Source organism: Verrucomicrobiia bacterium (genome assembly GCA_035574275.1).
Lineage (GTDB): Bacteria > Zixibacteria > MSB-5A5 > DSPP01 > DSPP01 > DSPP01.
This window is the reverse complement of record DATLYY010000042.1, coordinates 43,579-62,035: the sequence shown is the minus strand read 5'-3', so window position 1 is coordinate 62,035 and position 18,457 is coordinate 43,579. Positions and strand designations below refer to the sequence as shown.

At 55.1% G+C, this 18,457-nt stretch carries 19 protein-coding genes and 1 pseudogene; 6 read left to right on the top strand and 14 right to left on the bottom strand.

Annotation, left to right across the window (positions count from 1 at the left end; translation table 11 throughout):
• Positions 1-63 precede the first annotated feature (63 nt).
• From VNL73_06530 to VNL73_06515, 4 genes are read left to right on the top strand one after another with little or no spacing between them, the layout of a single operon-like run.
• Positions 64-483, top strand: a complete 420-nt coding sequence (locus VNL73_06530; GenBank protein ID HXF49064.1) for a hypothetical protein — start codon at positions 64-66, stop codon at positions 481-483.
• A gap of 23 nt (positions 484-506) precedes the next feature.
• Entirely contained in the window at positions 507-719 is a 213-nt protein-coding gene (locus tag VNL73_06525) for a hypothetical protein (protein ID HXF49063.1), read from the top strand.
• Between the two features lie 10 nt (positions 720-729).
• Positions 730-1,407, top strand: a complete 678-nt coding sequence (locus VNL73_06520) for a haloacid dehalogenase type II (GenBank protein HXF49062.1) — start codon at positions 730-732, stop codon at positions 1,405-1,407.
• A 26-nt stretch (positions 1,408-1,433) separates the two neighbouring features.
• Complete coding sequence (locus VNL73_06515; protein HXF49061.1) at positions 1,434-1,865, top strand: DoxX family protein; 432 nt, start codon at positions 1,434-1,436, stop codon at positions 1,863-1,865.
• Positions 1,866-1,929: 64 nt separating this feature from the next.
• Here the strand turns inward: VNL73_06515 and VNL73_06510 are convergent, their stop codons facing one another.
• The 10 genes and pseudogenes from VNL73_06510 to VNL73_06465 form a co-directional block, all read right to left on the bottom strand.
• On the bottom strand, positions 1,930-4,746 hold the full coding sequence (locus VNL73_06510; protein ID HXF49060.1) for a pitrilysin family protein: 2,817 nt from the start codon (positions 4,744-4,746) through the stop codon (positions 1,930-1,932).
• A gap of 94 nt (positions 4,747-4,840) precedes the next feature.
• Positions 4,841-5,749: a cysteine synthase family protein gene (locus VNL73_06505; GenBank protein ID HXF49059.1), complete on the bottom strand. Its 909-nt coding sequence runs from the start codon at positions 5,747-5,749 to the stop codon at positions 4,841-4,843.
• On the bottom strand, positions 5,742-6,992 hold the full coding sequence (locus VNL73_06500) for a DUF1015 domain-containing protein (protein ID HXF49058.1): 1,251 nt from the start codon (positions 6,990-6,992) through the stop codon (positions 5,742-5,744). The genes VNL73_06505 and VNL73_06500 overlap by 8 nt, the downstream gene beginning before the upstream one ends.
• Positions 6,993-7,010: 18 nt before the next feature.
• The gene (locus VNL73_06495) at positions 7,011-8,678 is read right to left on the bottom strand and encodes a formate--tetrahydrofolate ligase (GenBank protein ID HXF49057.1); all 1,668 of its coding nucleotides are present in this window, start codon (positions 8,676-8,678) and stop codon (positions 7,011-7,013) included.
• Positions 8,679-8,744: 66 nt separating this feature from the next.
• Positions 8,745-9,737 (bottom strand): annotated as a pseudogene (selD, locus tag VNL73_06490) (selenide, water dikinase SelD).
• Between the two features lie 156 nt (positions 9,738-9,893).
• Positions 9,894-10,928 carry an NAD(P)/FAD-dependent oxidoreductase gene (locus VNL73_06485; protein ID HXF49056.1) on the bottom strand — a complete coding sequence of 345 codons (1,035 nt, stop codon included), beginning with the start codon at positions 10,926-10,928 and terminating at the stop codon, positions 9,894-9,896.
• 21 nt (positions 10,929-10,949) lie between these two features.
• Positions 10,950-11,294, bottom strand: coding sequence for a 2Fe-2S iron-sulfur cluster-binding protein (locus VNL73_06480; GenBank protein ID HXF49055.1), 345 nt, complete (start codon positions 11,292-11,294; stop codon positions 10,950-10,952).
• A gap of 79 nt (positions 11,295-11,373) precedes the next feature.
• Positions 11,374-11,619: a DUF2480 family protein gene (locus VNL73_06475; protein HXF49054.1), complete on the bottom strand. Its 246-nt coding sequence runs from the start codon at positions 11,617-11,619 to the stop codon at positions 11,374-11,376.
• Between the two features lie 2 nt (positions 11,620-11,621).
• Positions 11,622-11,984 (bottom strand): iron-sulfur cluster assembly accessory protein, encoded by a 363-nt coding sequence (locus VNL73_06470; GenBank protein ID HXF49053.1) that lies wholly within the window; start codon positions 11,982-11,984, stop codon positions 11,622-11,624.
• Positions 11,985-11,995: 11 nt separating this feature from the next.
• Entirely contained in the window at positions 11,996-12,436 is a 441-nt protein-coding gene (locus VNL73_06465) for an Rrf2 family transcriptional regulator (protein HXF49052.1), read from the bottom strand.
• Between the two features lie 201 nt (positions 12,437-12,637).
• Between VNL73_06465 and VNL73_06460 the strand changes: the two genes are divergently transcribed.
• On the top strand, positions 12,638-13,699 hold the full coding sequence (locus VNL73_06460; GenBank protein HXF49051.1) for an ABC transporter ATP-binding protein: 1,062 nt from the start codon (positions 12,638-12,640) through the stop codon (positions 13,697-13,699).
• A complete protein-coding gene (locus VNL73_06455; protein HXF49050.1) occupies positions 13,696-14,538 on the top strand; it encodes a DUF2279 domain-containing protein in 843 nt (280 codons plus the stop codon). The genes VNL73_06460 and VNL73_06455 overlap by 4 nt, the downstream gene beginning before the upstream one ends.
• 7 nt (positions 14,539-14,545) lie before the next feature.
• On the opposite strand, the gene VNL73_06450 is transcribed toward VNL73_06455, so the two are convergent.
• The 4 genes from VNL73_06450 to VNL73_06435 all read right to left on the bottom strand — a co-directional run bounded on the left by VNL73_06450 (position 14,546) and on the right by VNL73_06435 (position 18,457).
• Positions 14,546-14,974 (bottom strand): GAF domain-containing protein, encoded by a 429-nt coding sequence (locus tag VNL73_06450; protein ID HXF49049.1) that lies wholly within the window; start codon positions 14,972-14,974, stop codon positions 14,546-14,548.
• A 34-nt stretch (positions 14,975-15,008) separates the two neighbouring features.
• Positions 15,009-16,127 (bottom strand): uroporphyrinogen decarboxylase family protein, encoded by a 1,119-nt coding sequence (locus tag VNL73_06445; GenBank protein HXF49048.1) that lies wholly within the window; start codon positions 16,125-16,127, stop codon positions 15,009-15,011.
• Positions 16,124-16,909, bottom strand: a complete 786-nt coding sequence (locus tag VNL73_06440; protein ID HXF49047.1) for a DUF169 domain-containing protein — start codon at positions 16,907-16,909, stop codon at positions 16,124-16,126. Before VNL73_06440 ends, VNL73_06445 begins: the two co-directional genes overlap by 4 nt.
• Before the next feature lie 87 nt (positions 16,910-16,996).
• Complete coding sequence (locus VNL73_06435) at positions 16,997-18,457, bottom strand: NADH-quinone oxidoreductase subunit N (GenBank protein HXF49046.1); 1,461 nt, start codon at positions 18,455-18,457, stop codon at positions 16,997-16,999.

Sequence of the window (18,457 nt, the reverse complement as noted above, 5' to 3'; positions counted from 1 at the left end):
CCCGCCGAGCCGCGCCATTTTTCAAAGAGGAATTTTTGGGCCGTAATTCTTCTCGGAATCGTCATGCCCTGGTTGGTTCGAATTTTGGTCGAGGCGGCCTACAAGCCGGAGCAAATTTTTGCCATTCTCGTCCGCTTTCCCTCCCTCCTTTTCGCCTCCGGGCATAATCTTTTTCTCCTTGGATTGATAAACGCCATTCCGTTCGTCGTTTTTGCTTTTCTGACGAGATGGCGGTACCGGTTGAGCGCCGCCGAGGATGCCAAAACCTTCCGCCCGCACAAATGGGGCATCGTCGCAGCGGGGTTCGTCGTTTTTGCCATGACCCTTTTCATCCAACTGGTCGTCTGGCTGGATGTTTTCAATCCCCAAGGGGGCTCCTCCACCGCCGTCATCGCTTTTGTCTTTCTTCCCTTCTATGTGTTGGCCTTGATGCCGGTCGGCTATCTGGTCGGCTATTTGCTCGGCAAGTGGGTCAAGCGGTGATTGCGGAAAAGGAGAAAAGAAAAATGCTCTCAGTCCCGCTTTGCGGCGAAAAAGTTGTCCAGCGACTGGAGTCTATCGGCGTCAAAAAACTCTCCGATCTTAAAGGCAGAGACCCTTTTGACTTGATGAAACGGATTAATATCGCCGCCGGCCGCACCATCTGGCGCCCGCCGATGGCCATCGTCGCCTTATCCAATTTGATAGCCGCTGCAGAAAAAGAGTCCAATTCAAAGTAACGGGCCAAATTTGCTGGTCTTGAAAAAATACCGCGTCCTGACCTTCGACTGCTACGGAACCTTGATTGACTGGGAAAAAGGGATTTTGAAGGCCATCCTTCCCGTCTTGTTCCGGCGAGACGTCGCCTTGAACGACGCCGAAATTTTGCGGCTTTATGCGGAACTGGAAGCTCAAGCAGAAACCGGGCCGTATATCAAATACCGTGAGGTTCTGCGCAACGTGATGCGGGGATTCGGCGAAAAATTCAGCTTCTCCCCCACCGAGGAGGAATTGAACGCCCTGCCCGATTCAATGAAAAACTGGAAACCCTTTCCTGACACGCTGGAATCCCTTTTGGAGCTGAAACAGTGTTTCAAACTGGCCGTAATCTCCAACACGGATGAAGATCTCTTTGCCGAAACCGCAAGGAATTTGCGGATTCGTTTTGACTGGGTGATTACCGCCGAGCAGGTGAAGTCCTACAAACCCTCGCTGAACAATTTTGAGCGGGCGATTGAGAAAATCGGGGTAAGTCCGGACAAAATCCTTCACGTCGCTCAAAGCGTTTATCATGATATTATCCCAGCCAAACGGTTGGGGCTGGCAACCGTTTTGGTGCACAGACGGGGACACGGCGCAGTGCTTCCAGCCGAAGGCCGGCCCGATTTGGAAGTGCCCGACTTGAAAACGTTCGCCTCGCTGATATAATCGAATATCAAGGAAAGGATGACAGGATGATTGGACGGCTGCAAAATTTTAGAGACACCGGGCTTTTGATTCTGCGTATCGGCCTTGGCGGGATGTACCTGTGGCACGGCTGGCCCAAGCTTTCCGGCGGGCGGGAACGCTGGGCGCGCCTCGGCGGGGCGATGGATAATTTCGGCATCGACTTATTTCCCACCTTCTGGGGCTTTATGGCCGCCTGCGCGGAGTTTTTCGGCGGGCTCTGTCTGATTTTCGGAGTTTTCTTCGGCTGGGCGGGGCTTTTGATGGCTTTGACGATGCTCGTTGCCGCCACCAGCCATTTCAGCCGCGGCGAGGGACTGCGCGGCGCCGCCCACGCCGTTGAAAACGGCATCGTGCTTTTAAGCCTGGTTTTCATCGGCCCGGGGAAGTACAACCTGGCCGCACTTTTTTCACGCAAAGTCAATCCGCCATCCTCATAGGGCCCCTGCGACAAAAAAGCCCGAAGGGGAAAAACCCTTCGGGCTTTTTCTCGAAGCTGCGAACTTATTGCTGGGCCAAAGTCCCTTCCGTGTCGCGCACCTCGATCGAACCCAGGTTCAGCTTTTCCAACTCCGGCCGGATTTTGGTCTTGTCCCCCACCGCCACCACGACCATTTTGTCCAGACGCAGGTGCTTTTTGGCCGTTGCCTGTACCGTGGCGGCATCGACGGCGGAAACCATGGCTGGGAATTTGGAGTAGTAGTCCAAACCGAGGTCGTAAATGTACAGGTTGGAGAAAGTCCCGGCGGCGCTGGAGCTGGTTTCAAAATCCCCCGGCAGGGAGCGGACCAGCGACTGCTTGGACAGGGCCAGTTCGTCGGCTGTTACCGGCTCGGCGGACATCCGGTTGATTTCCTTGTAGATCTCTTCAACGGCCGGGCCGGTCACATCCGTCCGCACACCGGTGGCAATTAGAAATGGACCGGCCGCGCGGCGGTAGACAAAGGTCGAAAACGCGCCGTAGCTGTAGCCGTTCCGCTCCCGCAGGTTCAAATTGATGCGGCTGGAGAAAAGCCCGCCCAAAATGCCGTTAGCCACCTGCAGGGCGGCATACTCCGGCGTGGAGCGGGGCAGGCCGATGGCGGCCACCCGCAACTGGGTCTGGGGCGCCCCCGGTTTGTCCACGATCACCACTTTCGCCGGCGTGGTGGCCGGATTTCCCAGTTGCGGAGCGGCGGGCGCTCCCGGTTTCCAGCTGGCAAATGCAGCTCCCGCCAGCGCCTTCAATTCATTCTTGCTAATGCTCCCCGCCACCACCAAAGCGGCGTTGTTGGGAACGAAGTTTTTCTGCCAGAAACCGTACATATCGTCACGGGTCGTGGCCTTGATGGCCGCTTCCGTGCCGATTTCCGGGTAGCCGTAGGGATGGTTGGCGCCGTACAGCACCCGCGCCATCACCCGGTTGGCAACGGCGGAAGGGTTTTCCCGCTCCTGCACCAGCCCCGCCAGGCGGCTGGCCCGCTGGCGCTCGATTTCCTCCTCCGGAAAACTGGGGTTCAAAACGACATCGGCAAGCAAATCCAGCACTTTGGAGAAGTTTTTGGTCAAAGACTGGATGGCAACCTGCGAGGCATCCATCGTGGAACTGGTGCTCAAGCTGGCCCCCAAACCGGCCACTTCATCCGCGATTTGCAAGGCGCTGCGGGTTTTGGTCCCCTCATCCAGCATGGCCACGGTGAAGTTTGCCAGGCCTGGTTTGTCGAGGGGGTTCGCATCGCTGCCGGTTTTGAAAACGAGTCGGGCCGAGGTAATCGGCAGCCATGGACGTTGGTTGTAGATAATGGTCAACCCGTTGGAGAGTTTGAAACTTTCCGGCACCGGCAGCTTGAGCGCTCGCTCGGCGGCCGCTTTGGGAACTTCGCTGCGCCACGGCTCGGCCAGATTGATCGATTCCGCCCCGGAGGCCATTTGCGCGCTGTCCAGTTGGGGAATCGGCACCTCCGGCCCCAGATTGGGGGTTCCCGGAACGCCGTGAACGACGGCGCGGTTTTCGTTCCTCAAATAAGTTTGGGCGAAGTTCTGCACGGAGACGGGCGTCACTTTCCGGTAACGGGAAATATCCTGCTGCAAATAGTCCGGCGTGCCGAGGTAATGGTTGTACATGTTCAGCCGGTCGGCCACGCCTCCAAACCCACCCAAGGTCTCCAGCCCGCGGATGATGCCGGTTTCAATTACGTTTTTCGCCCGCTCCACTTCCGCTTCGGTCGGGCCTTGGGAACGCAAGAGTTCCAACTCCTCGTTGATGGCCGCTTCAATCTCCTCGGCCGAATGCCCGGGGCGGGCGGTCACCTGCACGTAGAATACGGAACCCAAAATAAGCGAATACTGTTCAGCCAGAACATCCTGGGCAATCTGCTTTTCATAAACCAGTTTTTTGTACAACCGGCTGGACTTGCCCCCGCCCAAAATCTGCGCCGCCACGCCTCCCTCGGCATCCCCCTCTTTGAAAATGGAAGGGGTAATCCAGGCCATATACACCCGCGGCAGTTCGATTCTATCCGCCACGACCGTCCGCCGCTCGGAGGTAATTGGCGGGGTGGTAACGTTCAGTTTTGGAACGTCGGCTCCTCGTTTGAGTGAACCGAAGTACTTTTCCACCAGTTTTTTGGTCTTGGCGATGTCGATATCCCCGACGATGGCCAAGCTGGCGTTGTTGGGGGCGTAAAACAGCTTGAAGAACTTCTTCACGTCCTCGAGTTGTGCGGCCTGAATATCGGCATGGGAGCCGATGACCGAGGCATAGTAGGGATGGTTGGAGGGATAGAGCTGGTGAAACATCTCCTCTTCCACGATGCCGTAGGGCCGGTTCTCCACGCTCTGGCGCCGTTCGTTGCGCACCACGTCCTGCTGGTTGGACAAATTCGCCTGGGTCAGCTTATCCAGCAAAAAACCCATCCGGTCCGCTTCCAGCCACAAGGCCAGCTCCAGTTGATTGGAAGGAAGGGTTTCAAAATAATTCGTGCGGTCGAAATCGGTGGTGCCGTTGATGTCGGAGGCCCCGGATGCTTCCAAAAGCTTGAAGTGGGAGTCCCCCTCCACATGCTTGGAGCCCTGGAACATCATATGCTCGAAGAGATGGGCAAAGCCGGTGCGCCCCGGATCTTCATTGGCCGGCCCGACATGGTACCACAAATTGACCGCCACGAGCGGCAGCCGGTGGTCTTCGGACAAAATCACCTCCAGCCCGTTGGGAAGCTGGTATTTTTCAAACTTTAATTTGGGGATATCGGCGGCAGTTGCTTTCGATTTCTGCGCCTGCGCCGCAGCGGGCAATGCCAAAAAGCCGGCCATAAGCATCGTTAAAAACTCCTTTTTTTTCATTCCTTGCTCCTTGGGATTTTAGGTTTGAGGGGTCATTGAGCGTCCACTATAATACGCCGAGTATACCCCGGAAGTTTCAAGCTGTCAACGGGGCTTAAATGGAACGATAAAGCTCGGTGGAGAGGTATTTAAGGCCGTTGTCCGGGAAAACAACCACGAGGTTGCCGCCGGCCATTTTTTGCGCTGTGACGTACGCCCCCCAGAAGGCCGATCCGGTGGAAATGCCCCCCAAAAGCCCCTCCTCTTTGGCCAAACGCCTCGCCCATACAAAGGCGTCTTCGTCTTTGCATACCAAACGCTCGTCAACTGCGGAGGCATCCCAGATTTCCGGCGTTCGCATGGATTCTATATTCCGTATCCCCTGCTGTTTGTGCTTTCCCGGCTGGGGCTCAACGGAGATGATTCTGATCTCGGGATTCAGTTCTTTCAGCCGCCGTCCGCAGCCGACCGCCGTGCCGGTGGTCCCCAGAGTGACGACCAGTACGTCCACGTTTCCCTTGGTCTGTTCCCAAATTTCATTCGCCGTGCCGTGATAGTGGGCGTCGATATTCGATTGTTCCCGATACTGCGACAAGCGGCAGTACTTCTGCGGATTGGAGCGATGCAATTCGTCCGCTTTATCCCAAGCCCCATCGGAACCGAGTTCGGCCGGCGTCAGCAAAACTTCCGCGCCCAGCGCCTCGATAATCCTTCGGCGCTCGATGGAGACCCCTTCCGACATCGTGATTAAAACTTTGTATCCTTTTTGTGCCCCCGCCATCGCCAGCCCGATGCCGGTATTGCCGGAAGAGGATTCCAAAATGATTTTGCCCTTGGTCAGCCGTCCGTCCCGCTCCGCCTGTTCGACCATCGCCAAAGCCACCCGCTCCTTGACGCTGCCGAGCGGATTCCCCCATTCCAGTTTGGCCCACATGGTCACTTTTGGATTGGGGCAGAGCCGGTTGATTTTCACCAACGGCGTTTTACCGATGGTTTCGAGTATGCTTTCTTTGATATCAGCCATTGCTTTTTTTGTAAAAATCCGAATTTATGTTCATCACCAGCCCCGTCAATAGTTTGGGATAGAAGAAGGTGGACTTCGGCGGGAGTTTTTCCCCGAGTTGGACCACCCGCCAGATCTCCTCCATCCGTGTAGCATTCATGATGAACCCTGCTTTTGCCCTGCCCAAGCCAACCTTTTCCGCCACTTCGCCAGCATCCCTGGAGTAGTCCAAGACCTTTCGTAATTCCACTTCTGAAAATCCAAAGGTGTTCTTTAGAATTTCCTCGTTAAGAACGGAAACGTCCAGATTTTCACTTCTTGGGCGGGTCAACAGGTAAAAACTGTCCTCCAGCAACAGCCCAAACCGGTGCTCTTTATCTGAATTTTCTCTTACGAGTTTTTTAGCATTCAGAAAATCTTCTTCCGAGCCTCCGGCATAAAGAACCGACACTTCAAAATTTTCGGACAACCTTCCTAAGCATTCTTTTCGAGAAAGCTTTAATTCATACAGCAAGCGGTGAATGGGCCGGATGGAAAGCCCCTCTCCCTCCGCATTGAAAAAGGCCATCAGCCGGTGGGCGAACCAAGGTTTGTCCAAATTTCGGCGATGGGATTCCAGGGCCGCATCGTAGCGGTGGTGACCGTCGGCTATCAAGGTCGGCTTTGATGCTAACAAGCTTATAACTTGCTGAACCGTCGCTTCATCCGCCAACGCCCAAAGCTCGTGCAGCTCCCCGGCCATATCCCGAACGGTAACCAACGGCGATGTATTCAGAAGTGGGGCTGCCAGCTTTTCAAAGGTTTTTTCCTGATCGGTGTAAACCATATATATCGGCCCGAAATCCGCCTGCGTGGCAAGCCGCAAGCGCAGCCGGTCCTCCCGGGGCGAGGCCAGAATATTTTCGTGCGGCGCCACCCCGCGGCTCAAATATTCCTCGAGCTTTCCGAGCGCAAAAAAGCCGAGATTCTTCTTCTGTATCCCCTCCTCCCTATAAGTAATGCTATAAGCATAGATTGCGGGCTTGGAATCTGGAAGGATTACTCGGTCATTAAGCCACCCTCTCAACCGTTCCCGAACCTGCTCATAGGGAACCAGCGAATCCTCCTCCGGCTTGGGCAAAATCAGATGAGCAGCATTATAGGGGCTTTTGGCGCGGAACTCCCGCTCCATTTGGGCATTGTATTGGTCGTAAGGCGGAGAAATCACGTTTTCCCACGACCCGACTTTCTGCGGATTGTAGCGGAATCCAAAAAATGGTTTTATGTCGATGAAATTACTCCTTTACACCAGATTGGCTATGGTGCCGTCCGGGAGCAAATCGATTTGCTCGGCGGCGGGAACTTTCGGCAGCCCCGGCATCGTCAAAATCTCCCCGGCAATCGGCACCACAAACCCGGCTCCTCCCAAAAGCCGCACTTCGCGGATCGTGATTTTGTGTTTGGCGGGCTGGTGCCCTTTCTTTGGATCGTCGCCGAAGGAATAGGGCGTTTTGGCAATGCAAACAAAATTATTGCCGAACCCCATCTCCGCGCATTCCTCCAACTGGCGGGCGCTGCGCCCGGAGTAGTGCACCCCGTCGGCGCCGTAGATGTGTGTGGCCACGGTCTCGATTTTTTCCGCCAAGGGCATTTCCGCCGTGTAAAGCGGATGGTAGTCCGATTTTTGCGTCTCCACCAGTTTTGCCAATTGCTCCGCCGCTTCCACCGCCCCCTCGGAACCCATCGCGAACGCCTCGCAGCGCGCCGTCGGCTGGTTCATATCCGCAAGCCGATGCTCGACAACTTTCAGCTCCGCTTCCGTGTCACTCGTAAACCGGTTGATGGCGACCAGCGCCGGCAGGCCAAACGTTCCTAAAATTCCCAGATGATGGACAAGGTTGGAAAACCCGCGCTCCACCGCTTCCGTGTTTTCCTTGTCCAGCTCACTGCGCTTGCACCCGCCGTGAAATTTCAAGGCGCGTACGGTCGCAACCAGGACGGCAGCCGCCGGTTTAAAACCGCCTGACGGGCAAAAGATGTCCAGAAACTTCTCCCCGCCCAAATCGGAGCCGAAGCCGGCTTCCGTCAGGACGAAATCCCCCAGCTTGAGGGCAAAGCGGGTGGCCAGAATCGAATTGCAGCCGTGTGCAATGTTGGCAAACGGGCCGCAATGTACGAAGGCCGGAGTTCCCTCCGCCGTCTGCACCAGATTGGGGGCCAAGGCATCCCGCAGTAAAGCCGCCATCCCACCTGCGCCGTTCAGTTCCGATGCGCGGATGGGGGCGCCGCCCGTTCGGGTGAAACCGACGATGATGTTGGCGATTCGCTCCTTCAACTCCTCCCGGCTTTTGGCCAAAGACAAAATGGCCATCAATTCGCTGGCGGCGGTGATGTCGAAGCGATCCTCACGGGGATAGCTCCCTTCCCGTCCTCCCAATCCCACGACAATCCGGCGCAAAGCCCGGTCATTCACGTCCAAAGCCCGCTTCCAAATCGTGCGGCGCATATCGAAATCCAAGACATTGCCGTGATGCAGGTGGTTGTCCAAAAGGGCGGACAAAAGATTGTGCGCGGCTGTTACGGCATGAAAGTCCCCCGTGAAATGTAGATTGATTTCATCTTCCGGAATAACTTTGGCCTTTCCTCCTCCCGTGGCCCCTCCTTTCATGCCAAAAACAGGCCCCAAGGAGGGCTCGCGCAAGGTTACCAGCGATTTTTTTCCGAGCCGCCGCAGGGCGTCCGCCATCCCGATGGCAACGGTGGTTTTTCCCTCTCCCGCGGGGGTCGGCGTGATACCGGTTACCAAAATCAATTTGCCGTCAGGCTTGTTCTTGAGACGTTCCCATGTTTCCAAGCGTACTTTTGCTTTGGTCTGTCCGTATAGGATTAATTCGTCCCCCGCCAACCCGGCGGAGGCGGCAATTTCCCCAATCGGTTTGTCAATCCGGTTCCGGGGATTATCCGCGTTCATAAAATCCTTTCACGGTGGCAAATCCGATGGAGAAAAACATAGAAGATGCGGCCTTCGGAATTCAAATCAATGTGCCATTTCAAGAAGAATTTGCGGCTCGGAAGAGACAAAAACCTCACCAATAATGGATGCTTCTTTAATGCCGTCTTTGTGCAGGGTATCCAAAAGCCCTTTGGCTTTTTCGGTGGCAATCGAAATCAACAGCCCTCCGGACGTTTGCGGGTCAAAGAAAAGCCCCACCAGTTCTTCCGGCAACGAGGAATCAGATTTGAAGTGTCCTTCGACTGAATGAAAGTTCGGGTTGGTAAGGCCGGTGCGCACCCCCTGCCGAATCATTTCCAAACTTTCCGGGTAATGCGGCACCTTGTTCGCCCAAAAACGAATCCCCACTTTCGAACCCTTCGCCATTTCATAACCGTGCCCCGCCAGCCCAAAACCGGTTACGTCCGTGCAAGCGGATACGCCGAATTCCACCATTCGTTTGGAAGCCGTGGCATTTAATTTCGACATATGTTCAGCGGCGCGGCGGATAACCCCATCGGGAGGCAAAAGTCCTCTGCGCGTGCCGGAGACGATTACCCCCGTGCCAATCGGCTTGGTCAAAATTAGTTGGTCACCGGCTTTGGCCGTTGAATTCCGCTTGATATCCGCTTTGCGCACGATGCCGGTTACTGAAAGCCCGTATTTCAGCTCCTCGTCTTTGACCGTATGTCCGCCGACCAAGGCCGCGCCCGCTTCCTTTATTGCTTCCAGCCCGCCGCGCAGAATCCCCGTCAGATGTTCCTTATCAACGCCGGCCGAAGGAAAACAGCACAGATTGAGAGCCGTCAGCGGACGCCCCCCCATCGCGTATACGTCCGAAAGGGAATTGGCCGCCGCTATTTTGCCGAACAAAAACGGGTCGTCCACGGGCGGCGTGATGAAATCCGCCGTCTGCACCAGGTTGATTTCATCGGTGAGATGATACACCCCGGCGTCGTCGGCGGTCTCCACCCCCACCAAAACCGCCTCGTTCTTCGGTATGTCCAAACTATGGACGATGTCGTGTAAGTCCACCGGACTTACCTTTCCTGCTCAACCGCCCGACCGGGCGAAGGCGGTTATCCGGCAGGCCTTTTCCGCTGGTGTCATTCCATCTCCTCGATGTTTAAATAAGCTTTCCCCTCGACCCCGTCAAGCCGGGAAAACGACTAACTAACTATTTAGGGAGGAAAACTATTTCGAAGCGGGATGGGCCTGCTTCTCTTTTTTCTCTTCCACAAAATTCGTGGAATAACCCGGAAAAACCTTGGCGGAGGGGTTGATTTGGTGGGCGGCGTAGTTGGCGGCGATGGCGGCCTCGCCAAAGCCGGTGGCGATGAGCTTAAGCTTCCCTTCAAAGCCGGCAATATCTCCCGCAGCGTAAACACCCGGAAGATTAGTTTCCATATGGGCGTTGACCTTGATGGTATGCCCTGCGCCAAATTCCAGCCCCCAGTTGCGCAAAGGCCCCAGATTGGCGGCGTAGCCGATGCAGCAAACCACCGCATCCACTTCAAATTCCTTTTTCTCCTGCGTCAGCTTGTTCAGAATTGAGGCCCGCTCGATTTTGGAATTTCCGCTGACCGCCTCCACTTCCGTGGTGGTGAAAACCGGTATGCCGGAGTTGTGAAGTTTCTTTACGCTGTCCTCGTGCGCCGTGAATTTGGCAGAACGGTGGACGAGTACCAAGCTTTTGGCGATACGCTGAAGCGCCAAAGCCCAGTCGAGCGCCGTGTCGCCGCCGCCTATGAGTAGCACTTTTTTGTCGCGGAATTCCTCCGGGTCCATCACCCCGTAGTAAAACCCCTTCCCCAGCCAGGCCTCCACCTCCGGTTTTTCCAGCTTGCGGGGGGCAAAAACTCCGATGCCGGCGGTGATAATCACTGTTTTCGTACGATGTTCGCTGCCGTGGTCGCCTTTGAGCAAATAACTGCCGTCCCCTTGACGATACAGCTCGGTAATCCGCTCCCCCAGAACAATCGCCGGCTTGTACTGCTGAACCTGCTCGACCAAATTTTTGACCAAATCTTCGCCCACAATGGCCGGACAGCCCGCCACGTCATAAACCGGCTTTTTGGGATAGAGGGTGTTCACTTGCCCGCCGATGTACGGCAGCGAATCGACGATTTTTACCGAAAGATCCCGCAATCCGGCATAATAGGCGGCGAAGAGGCCCACCGGCCCCGCACCGATTACCGTCACGTCGTAAATTTTTTCACCTGCGCTCATATTTTACAAAATAATATAAAGCTATCCCGTTGGTGACCCAATTTTGAAAACGGGGTCGGATGTAGGCCCCGGCGAAGTACCATTGGGAACAATCAAGGTGACGTCGCCAAAAACCCGCGACTGACAGCCGAGACGGGAAGTCGGCGTCAGCCCTTCCGCCATTTCCAATTGATCCTGCTCCGCTTCGTCTTTGGGGGAAAGATGCTCCATTCCTTCGAGGATAACCACATGGCAGGTGGAGCAGGTGCAGTTCCCGCCACAGTCATGAGTGAGTTGGATGTCGTTGTCCAAGGCAGCGTCCAAAATCGACTGCCCTTCCAAGGCCTCAACAGTCTTATCCAGATTTTTGAAGTGAACCTTGGGCATTATTCTCTTCAGGAATGGAAGGAGGAATTAAAGCGATTACGAACGGGCAGGCAACTGTGAAAGGCGCAAAACCTTCCACTCACGACTTCTGATAAATGGGAAGCGGGTTTTTCTCCTCGCCGTAGGCAATGGTTTTCGCCACCCCCGCCAGCCGGGCTGCAAGCATCATATAAGCCCAAGTCGGCACGGGAAACGAGGCACAGCCCCGGATGAGGACATCCTTGCCTTGATATTTGTCCCACGCCAGTCCGGAAAGTGTTTTGACAAACGACTCTTCCTGCACCACCCCGCCGGAGGCCAAATCAGCAAAATCGATGACTTCCATTTTTAGACAGAAAATGAACTGCCGCAGCCGCAACTCCGTTTGGCCTGCGGGTTGTTGAAACGGAAGGCGCCGTTTAGCAAATCGCCCGTGTAATCCAAGGTCAGCCCGTTCAGGTACACGAGCGCCTTGGCGTCCACAACCACCTTGACATCGCCGAACATAAACGACCGGTCCAGCTCTCCCGTCTGCGTGTCCAGATTCATCAGATAGGAAAGCCCGGAACAACCGCCCCCCTTGACGCCAACGCGCAAAAATGTGCCCGGGGCCTGCTGCGAAAGAATTTTTTTGATTTCGCGTACCGCCGTTTCCGTGACTAAAATTTTACCTTCCGGCTCCACGCCGGTATTCTGAACCATCTCCGCCATTTTTTTGCTCCTTATACCTTAAGTCCGCCTACCGGAAAAACCGTCTCCGTTTGGTACAGTTCCTCCAGCGTGATTCGTCCCAAATAATCCAAAAGCTTTTCCTGCACCCGCACAAGGGGGCTGCGCACCGTGCAGCAGCCGATCTGCTCGCAGGCCGAATGGTCATGCTTCAAGCAGGATATCAAGGCCACTTCGTCGCCGACCGCGCCGATGACATCGGTCAACCGGATCTCCCGTACATCTTTCGCCAAATGGTACCCGCCGGATGGGCCGGGGACCGCTTCCACCATCCCATGACGCGCCAGACGCTGCAGAATTTTGGCCAAAAGCTCGGTCGGAATGTCGTAGCGCTCGGAAATTTCCCGCGCCGAAACCCGCCGCTCCTTGCCGGCTGCGCGCAGATACTCGATGGCCATCAGGCCATAATCCGTCTTTTTGCTAAGCGTAAACATATAATCCCGACTTTACAGGTCGGCATTTAATTATACGAACTTTAGAGCCAACTTGTCAATGGAATTTTAATCCCCATAAGCTCTTGTCAATCCGTAGGATACGTCGTTCTAAAAAATCCTGGATAAAATTGCCGACAACTTTATCGGCATTCTTTGACAATTTCCTCCAATTTCCTATTTTCTCCCCCGATGCCTTCCCTTGTGCTGAAAGACGTGAGCTATCGCTTTGAAAACGGGGTGGAGGTTCCTAAAAAAATCTCGTTTGAAGTTTCAGAAAAAACCTTTCTCGTTCTGGTGGGGCCTTCCGGCTGCGGAAAATCCACTACTCTACGGCTGGTCTCCGGTTTGGCCGAACCGGCCGAAGGGGATATTTTTATCGCCGAAAAAAAGGTGAATAACCTTCCTCCCAAAGAACGCGAAGTGGCGATGGTCTTTCAGAACTACGCCCTCTACCCCCATATGACCGTTTTCGAAAACATCGCCTTCGGTTTGAAGTTGAAAAAAACGCCAAAAAGTGAAATCGACTCGAAAGTGAAAAAAACCTCCCAGTTTCTGGGACTCTCCGGCCTTTTGGAACGCAAACCCAAAGCGCTTTCCGGCGGCGAGCGCCAACGCGTGGCTTTGGGACGGGCTTTGGTGCGGGAACCGAAAGTTCTGCTTTTGGATGAACCGCTCTCGAATTTGGACGCCGCCCTGCGCCAGCGGGTGCGGCAGGAGTTGTTGGGGCTTAAAAAGGAACTTTCCGCCGCCACGGTTTACGTGACCCACGACCAGACCGAGGCGATGAGCCTGGGGGACAAAATCGGCGTGATGAAATCGGGGGAGCTTTTGCAAATCGGCACACCGGAGCAAATTTACAACGACCCTCGCTCCCTTTTCGTGGCCCAATTCTTCGGCCATCCCGGAATGAATGCGCTGACCAGTTTAGGGATCTCCAACGGCGCGCTGAATTTCCAGGGATGGACCTTCCCGCTGCCGTCCCTCCTTCTTACAAAAGCGGCGCAATCCGCCAAACCTGTTATGGGCTTCCGTCCGGAAAAGGGGAAACTCTCGTCCCCTTCGGCCAATAACACCTTGAAACTGCCGGCAAAATTTCTGGCCGGTGAGAACTTCGGCCACGAATTTTTCTATTATCTGGAAACTCCCGACGGCCAGAAGCTCTCCGTCCGCACCGTGGAAAAAGCCGGCCAAATCCCCGGTGCCGTTTTCCTGAACCCCGACGATTTATACTTTTTCGACTCGCAAACGGGGAAACGGATTTGAAGTCACTTTTGCCGGTTCTTCTCGGCCTCTCCTTCGCTCCCCTTTTTGCCGAAACCTCAGCCCCGCCGGATACGCTGGCCAATGGCCCGACACTGACGACTCATTATCCCCTCTACAAACCGAAAACGTCCCGTATGTTGATTTTGGGGGGAGGGCACGTTGTCGGGTTGGCCGTGGCATATGACCAGACCCAGAAAAGCTGGGGCGGGTCCACCGGAAAATTTCATTTTAAAAGCGACTGGTCTGGCGACTATCTGGCCCAGAATGACGAAGTTAGTCACCTGACGGTGGCCTACACGCTGACCAAGGAGGCCTATCGCGCCTACCGCTGGGCCGGCTTCTCTCCAAAAAAAGCCCGCCTCTACGGCGCGTTGGAAAGCGCCATTCTGATGACCTTCGTGGAAGTGCCTATGGATGCTTTCAACACCACGCAGGGTTTTGGCGTAGAGGACTTGTTGGCCAACTACGCCGGCATCGGTTTGGGGCTTTTGAAGCTAAGCCGCCCCGCAGACTGGGACATCAAAACCAGCGCCAAATCCAACCCCTTCGATTCTCAAAATCATCTCTTCTCCCAGACGGCCCGGCAATTCGATAATTTCATTTTTTGGGGCACCTATCGCCCCGAGTTGAAATGGGGGGAACGCCAGCCGGTTTCGCTGGGAATCGGCTACAGCACCCGCCGCAATGCAGACGGAATTTCCCCCCTGCGGGAGCTTCGTTTCGGCGCGGGAACCACGATACCCGACTTGGTGCGCAGCTTTGCCCCGGGCGCGGCAAGATACTTTGAAATTCTGGACTTTTACTACTTCAACTTGAATTGGCGGGTCACTATAAAATAACCGGCCGCTAAAACTTCTCCCCCAATATTGCGGCTATTTTCTCCAGAAGCTTTTTATCTTCGGCATCAAAGGCGTCCGGCAAATCGGAATCGATGTCGATTTCACCAAAAACTTTCCCGTCGCGCATAATGGGGACGACAATTTCCGATTTGGTCCCTATTGAACAGGCCAGATAACGCGGGTCGGCGCTAACGTCGGGAACAATGACCGTATCTTTCTCGCGGGCCGCCGCCCCGCAAATTCCGGAATCGATTTTGATCCGGGTGTGTGGGGAGGTTTTCCCAAGAAAAGGCCCCAGAACCAGTTCGTCCGCTCCATCCATCAGATAGATACCGACCCAGGTGTACTTGGGAAACCTGTTTTTCAAAACGGCGACCGTTTCTTCCAACAACTTTTCCTTCGGAAGCACCTTGGCTTTGCCCTGTATTTCTTCCACTGCATTTGCCATTACATTTTTATTCATTCGCTTTCTACTTTTTCTTTCCCCGCTTTTCCCGCCTCTTCTTCCCTTTGGTTTTAGAAACTTTTCTCTTCCCTTTCGCCGCTTTTTTGGCCTTACGTACGGGCCGGATTTTCACCGTCGTTTTTCTGGAGCCGCCGGACTTTTCCACCAGCTGCCGCAAGGCCATCAAATTCTCCTCCGGCACGGCCGGCGGAAGAGCGCACTCCGCCCCCAAAACGGCGGGTAGATTTTTCAGCAGCGCCAAAGTCGGCCGCATGGCACTCACAAGCGCTTCTTTGCGCCCGAGCAAAAGGGAAGAAGTATGGTCGATGCCGCCGATGACCGGCTTTTTGAACAGGTTGTACCCTTCCGATAGGGTGATATTGGAACGGTCGGAGGCCGCCCAGTTGATCATATCCACCGGATAGTCGGTGAACTGCGAAAGCATGTTGTTCGGCTCGCAGACGTGCAAAATCAGTTTGCCGCCGACTCCGCGGACGGCCTCAATCACTTCCAAATCAAACGGCCGGCCGAATTTGCGGTAATCCTCCTCGGTCAAAACGTTTTTGGAGGCCCACTCCGTGGTGGCAAAAAATATCCCGTCCGCCCCGGCGTTCAGACAATCGACGGAGAAGCGCACAAACGTCTTGGTGATTTCCTCCAGCGCCTCCTGCACCAAAAGCGGCGATTCCTGCATATCCCGCACGAGCTGCGCCTCCGTGCCGACCAAATCCCCGGCGATGGAAAGTGGGGAAAAGACGGTCATAAACTTGTAAACCGATTTCCCCAGCTTTTTAGCGATTTTGGAAACGGTCAAAAGTTCCGCCGCCAGAACTCCGGAGCCGAGCGGCAGCTCCTCGATTTTCTCCCAGTCGGCCGGCAGACCCACGGGAAAAGAAAGGCGCTGCGGCTTGTCCAAAGGATTTTTGGGCGGAACGTACTGCGCGCCCCAGCCCTCCACATGATAGGAGGCGCGCGGGTTTATTTTGACGAAATCCCAGGAAAATTTCCGCTGGAAGCCGACCGTGGCGGAAACGAACAGTTCGGGTGAAAATTCCAGATGATAAAAATGCCGCCAGGCGGCCACGGGCGTCCGGTCCGGCTGCCGGCCGGACAAAAGCGCGTCTATTCTATCTTTTGCCGTCATTCCCCTCCCTCCTTTTTCCAAAACTCCGCCAGTTTTTGATACTTCTCCGGATACTGCGCCTGAAACCGCAAAAAGCTCGGTATTGGATACCGCACCCCTCCTTTGTGCGTCCCTTCCAGTCCTTCGATGAGTGCGTCTGAAAAACTGTAGGGAAAGGCAAACGCCATCTCGTAATCCTGGGTCAACCCGAAAATCCGATCCCCGTAGCAGGGTAGAACGTAATGCGCTCGGCCTGTTTTCATCGTCTCGATAACGATATCCGCGCAGTCAATCCGCCCGGCCGAACGGGAGACCAAGTATCCGCCGGATTTGAAGAGCGACGCGGTCAAAAGCCGCATCACCTGGGCCGAATTGCCATAAACGCAAATCACGTCGGGCGTGAAATTGGCCCGCCCCACCGGCGCCACCCAGATGGACTCGTATTCGTGATAGCCGAATTTGGGAACTTCGGCCTCCGTTTTCTTTCCGGCCTCGCTGGAAGCCGTGTACATCCCCTCGCAAGCCAGCCCGTCGGTGAAGTATTTTACCTCTTTCTCGAACCCGAACGCCACTTTGGTCAAAGGACAGGAAATATCCTCGCCAAAAATGGCGAGCGACCAGCCGTAGCGCCGTGCCAGCGAAAATCCCTGGCAGGTGGCCACCTCTACACCTAAATCTTTTACTGGCCGCTTGATTTTCTCCGGCAACGCCTCCCCTCTTTTGGCCATCTTGATGGCCAAAGGAAAAGTTTCCGGGTGAATATGCTGATTCAGGGCTTCATCCAATTTTTGCAAGTCAGGCATTGAGAATGAAAGTATGAAAAAGCCAAAAACTTGGCAAGCGCCGATAAAAATCGAAATTTTGCAGGCCGGGTTTTCAACCCGGCACGCTTAGAACAACCCCACCAGCGAATCGCTGGCGGCCTGTAGCAGGGCCTGTGGGAAAATTCCCAACTGTAGAGTGCCCAAAACCGTAAGGATTATAACGGCCAAAAGCGGCACCGTGTAGAAACTTTGATTTTTCTCGGAAGCGGGCGAAGGATGCATGTACATCGCCACAACCACCCCCAAATAGTAGTAAACCGAAACGAGCGAATTTAAGACGGCAATCACGACCAGAGGAATCTGGTTGGCCGAAACGGCGGCGGAAAAGATGTACAGCTTGCCCATAAATCCCGCCGTCGGCGGAATGCCGGTCAAGGAGAGCATAAAAATCGTCATCGCCGCCGCCAGATACGGATGCCGATTGGCCAAGCCGCGGTAGTCGCCGATTTGGTTGGAACTCTCCTTGGCTTCCACGGCCAAAACGACGGCAAAAGTCCCGATATTCATCACCGTGTAAGCCAGAAGGTAGAACAGGGCGGCCGAGACCCCGTCCGGCCCGCCGGCGACGACAGCCACCAAAATGTATCCGGCGTGCGCGATTGAGGAATACGCCAGCATCCGCTTGATATTGGGTTGGACGAGCGCCAAAACGTTCCCCACGGTCATAGTCAAAACCGCCAAAACCCAGAAAACGGCCTCCATTGCCTCCCTATAATCTCCTAAAAACAGGGCAAAGACCCGCAGCAAAGCGGCGAACCCGGCCGCCTTCGGCCCAGCGGACATAAAAGCGGTAATGGCCGTGGGGGCCCCTTCATACACGTCCGGCGCCCACATGTGAAAGGGAACGGCGGCCACTTTGAAGGCGAATCCCACGGTCAAAAGCGCCGCACCGGCGTAAATCAGAAAATCCCCGCGCCCCTGCAGGTTCGGAAGCTGGTTGTAAATCTCCTGCAGATGGGTGGTGCCGGTGGCGCCGTACAGAAGGGCGATGCCGTAGAGAAAAAAACTGGAGGCAAAGGCGCCGATTAAAAAATACTTCATCCCCGCCTCGTTGGAGCGGACATCCGTTTTGCGGAAACCGGCCAAGATGTAAAGCGGGATGGACATCACCTCCAACCCAAGGAAAATGACCATCAAGTCCAAAGTCCCGGCCATGAACATCATCCCGAGCGTGGAGAAAAGCAGAAGGGAGTAATATTCCCCGTTGGCAAAGCGTTCTGCTGCAAGGTAATTTTTGGACGCCAGAATCACCAAGAACGTCCCGGCAAGGAAAACCAAGCGGAAAAAGACGGCGAAATTGTCGGAGAGGGCCATTCCGCCAAAGTTCACGCCGGCCCGGTTCCAGAGCCAAAGCGATGCCCCCGCCGCGGCAATCAGGCCGAGCACGGTCAAGTAGAAGTTTATTTGCCTGGCCCGTTCGGGCAGAAACGGCTCCAGAACCATCACCAGAAGAGCAAAACCCAAGATGACCAACTCCGGCGCGAAAGCCGAATAATTTACCGTTCCTATGATTGAGAAAATATCCAT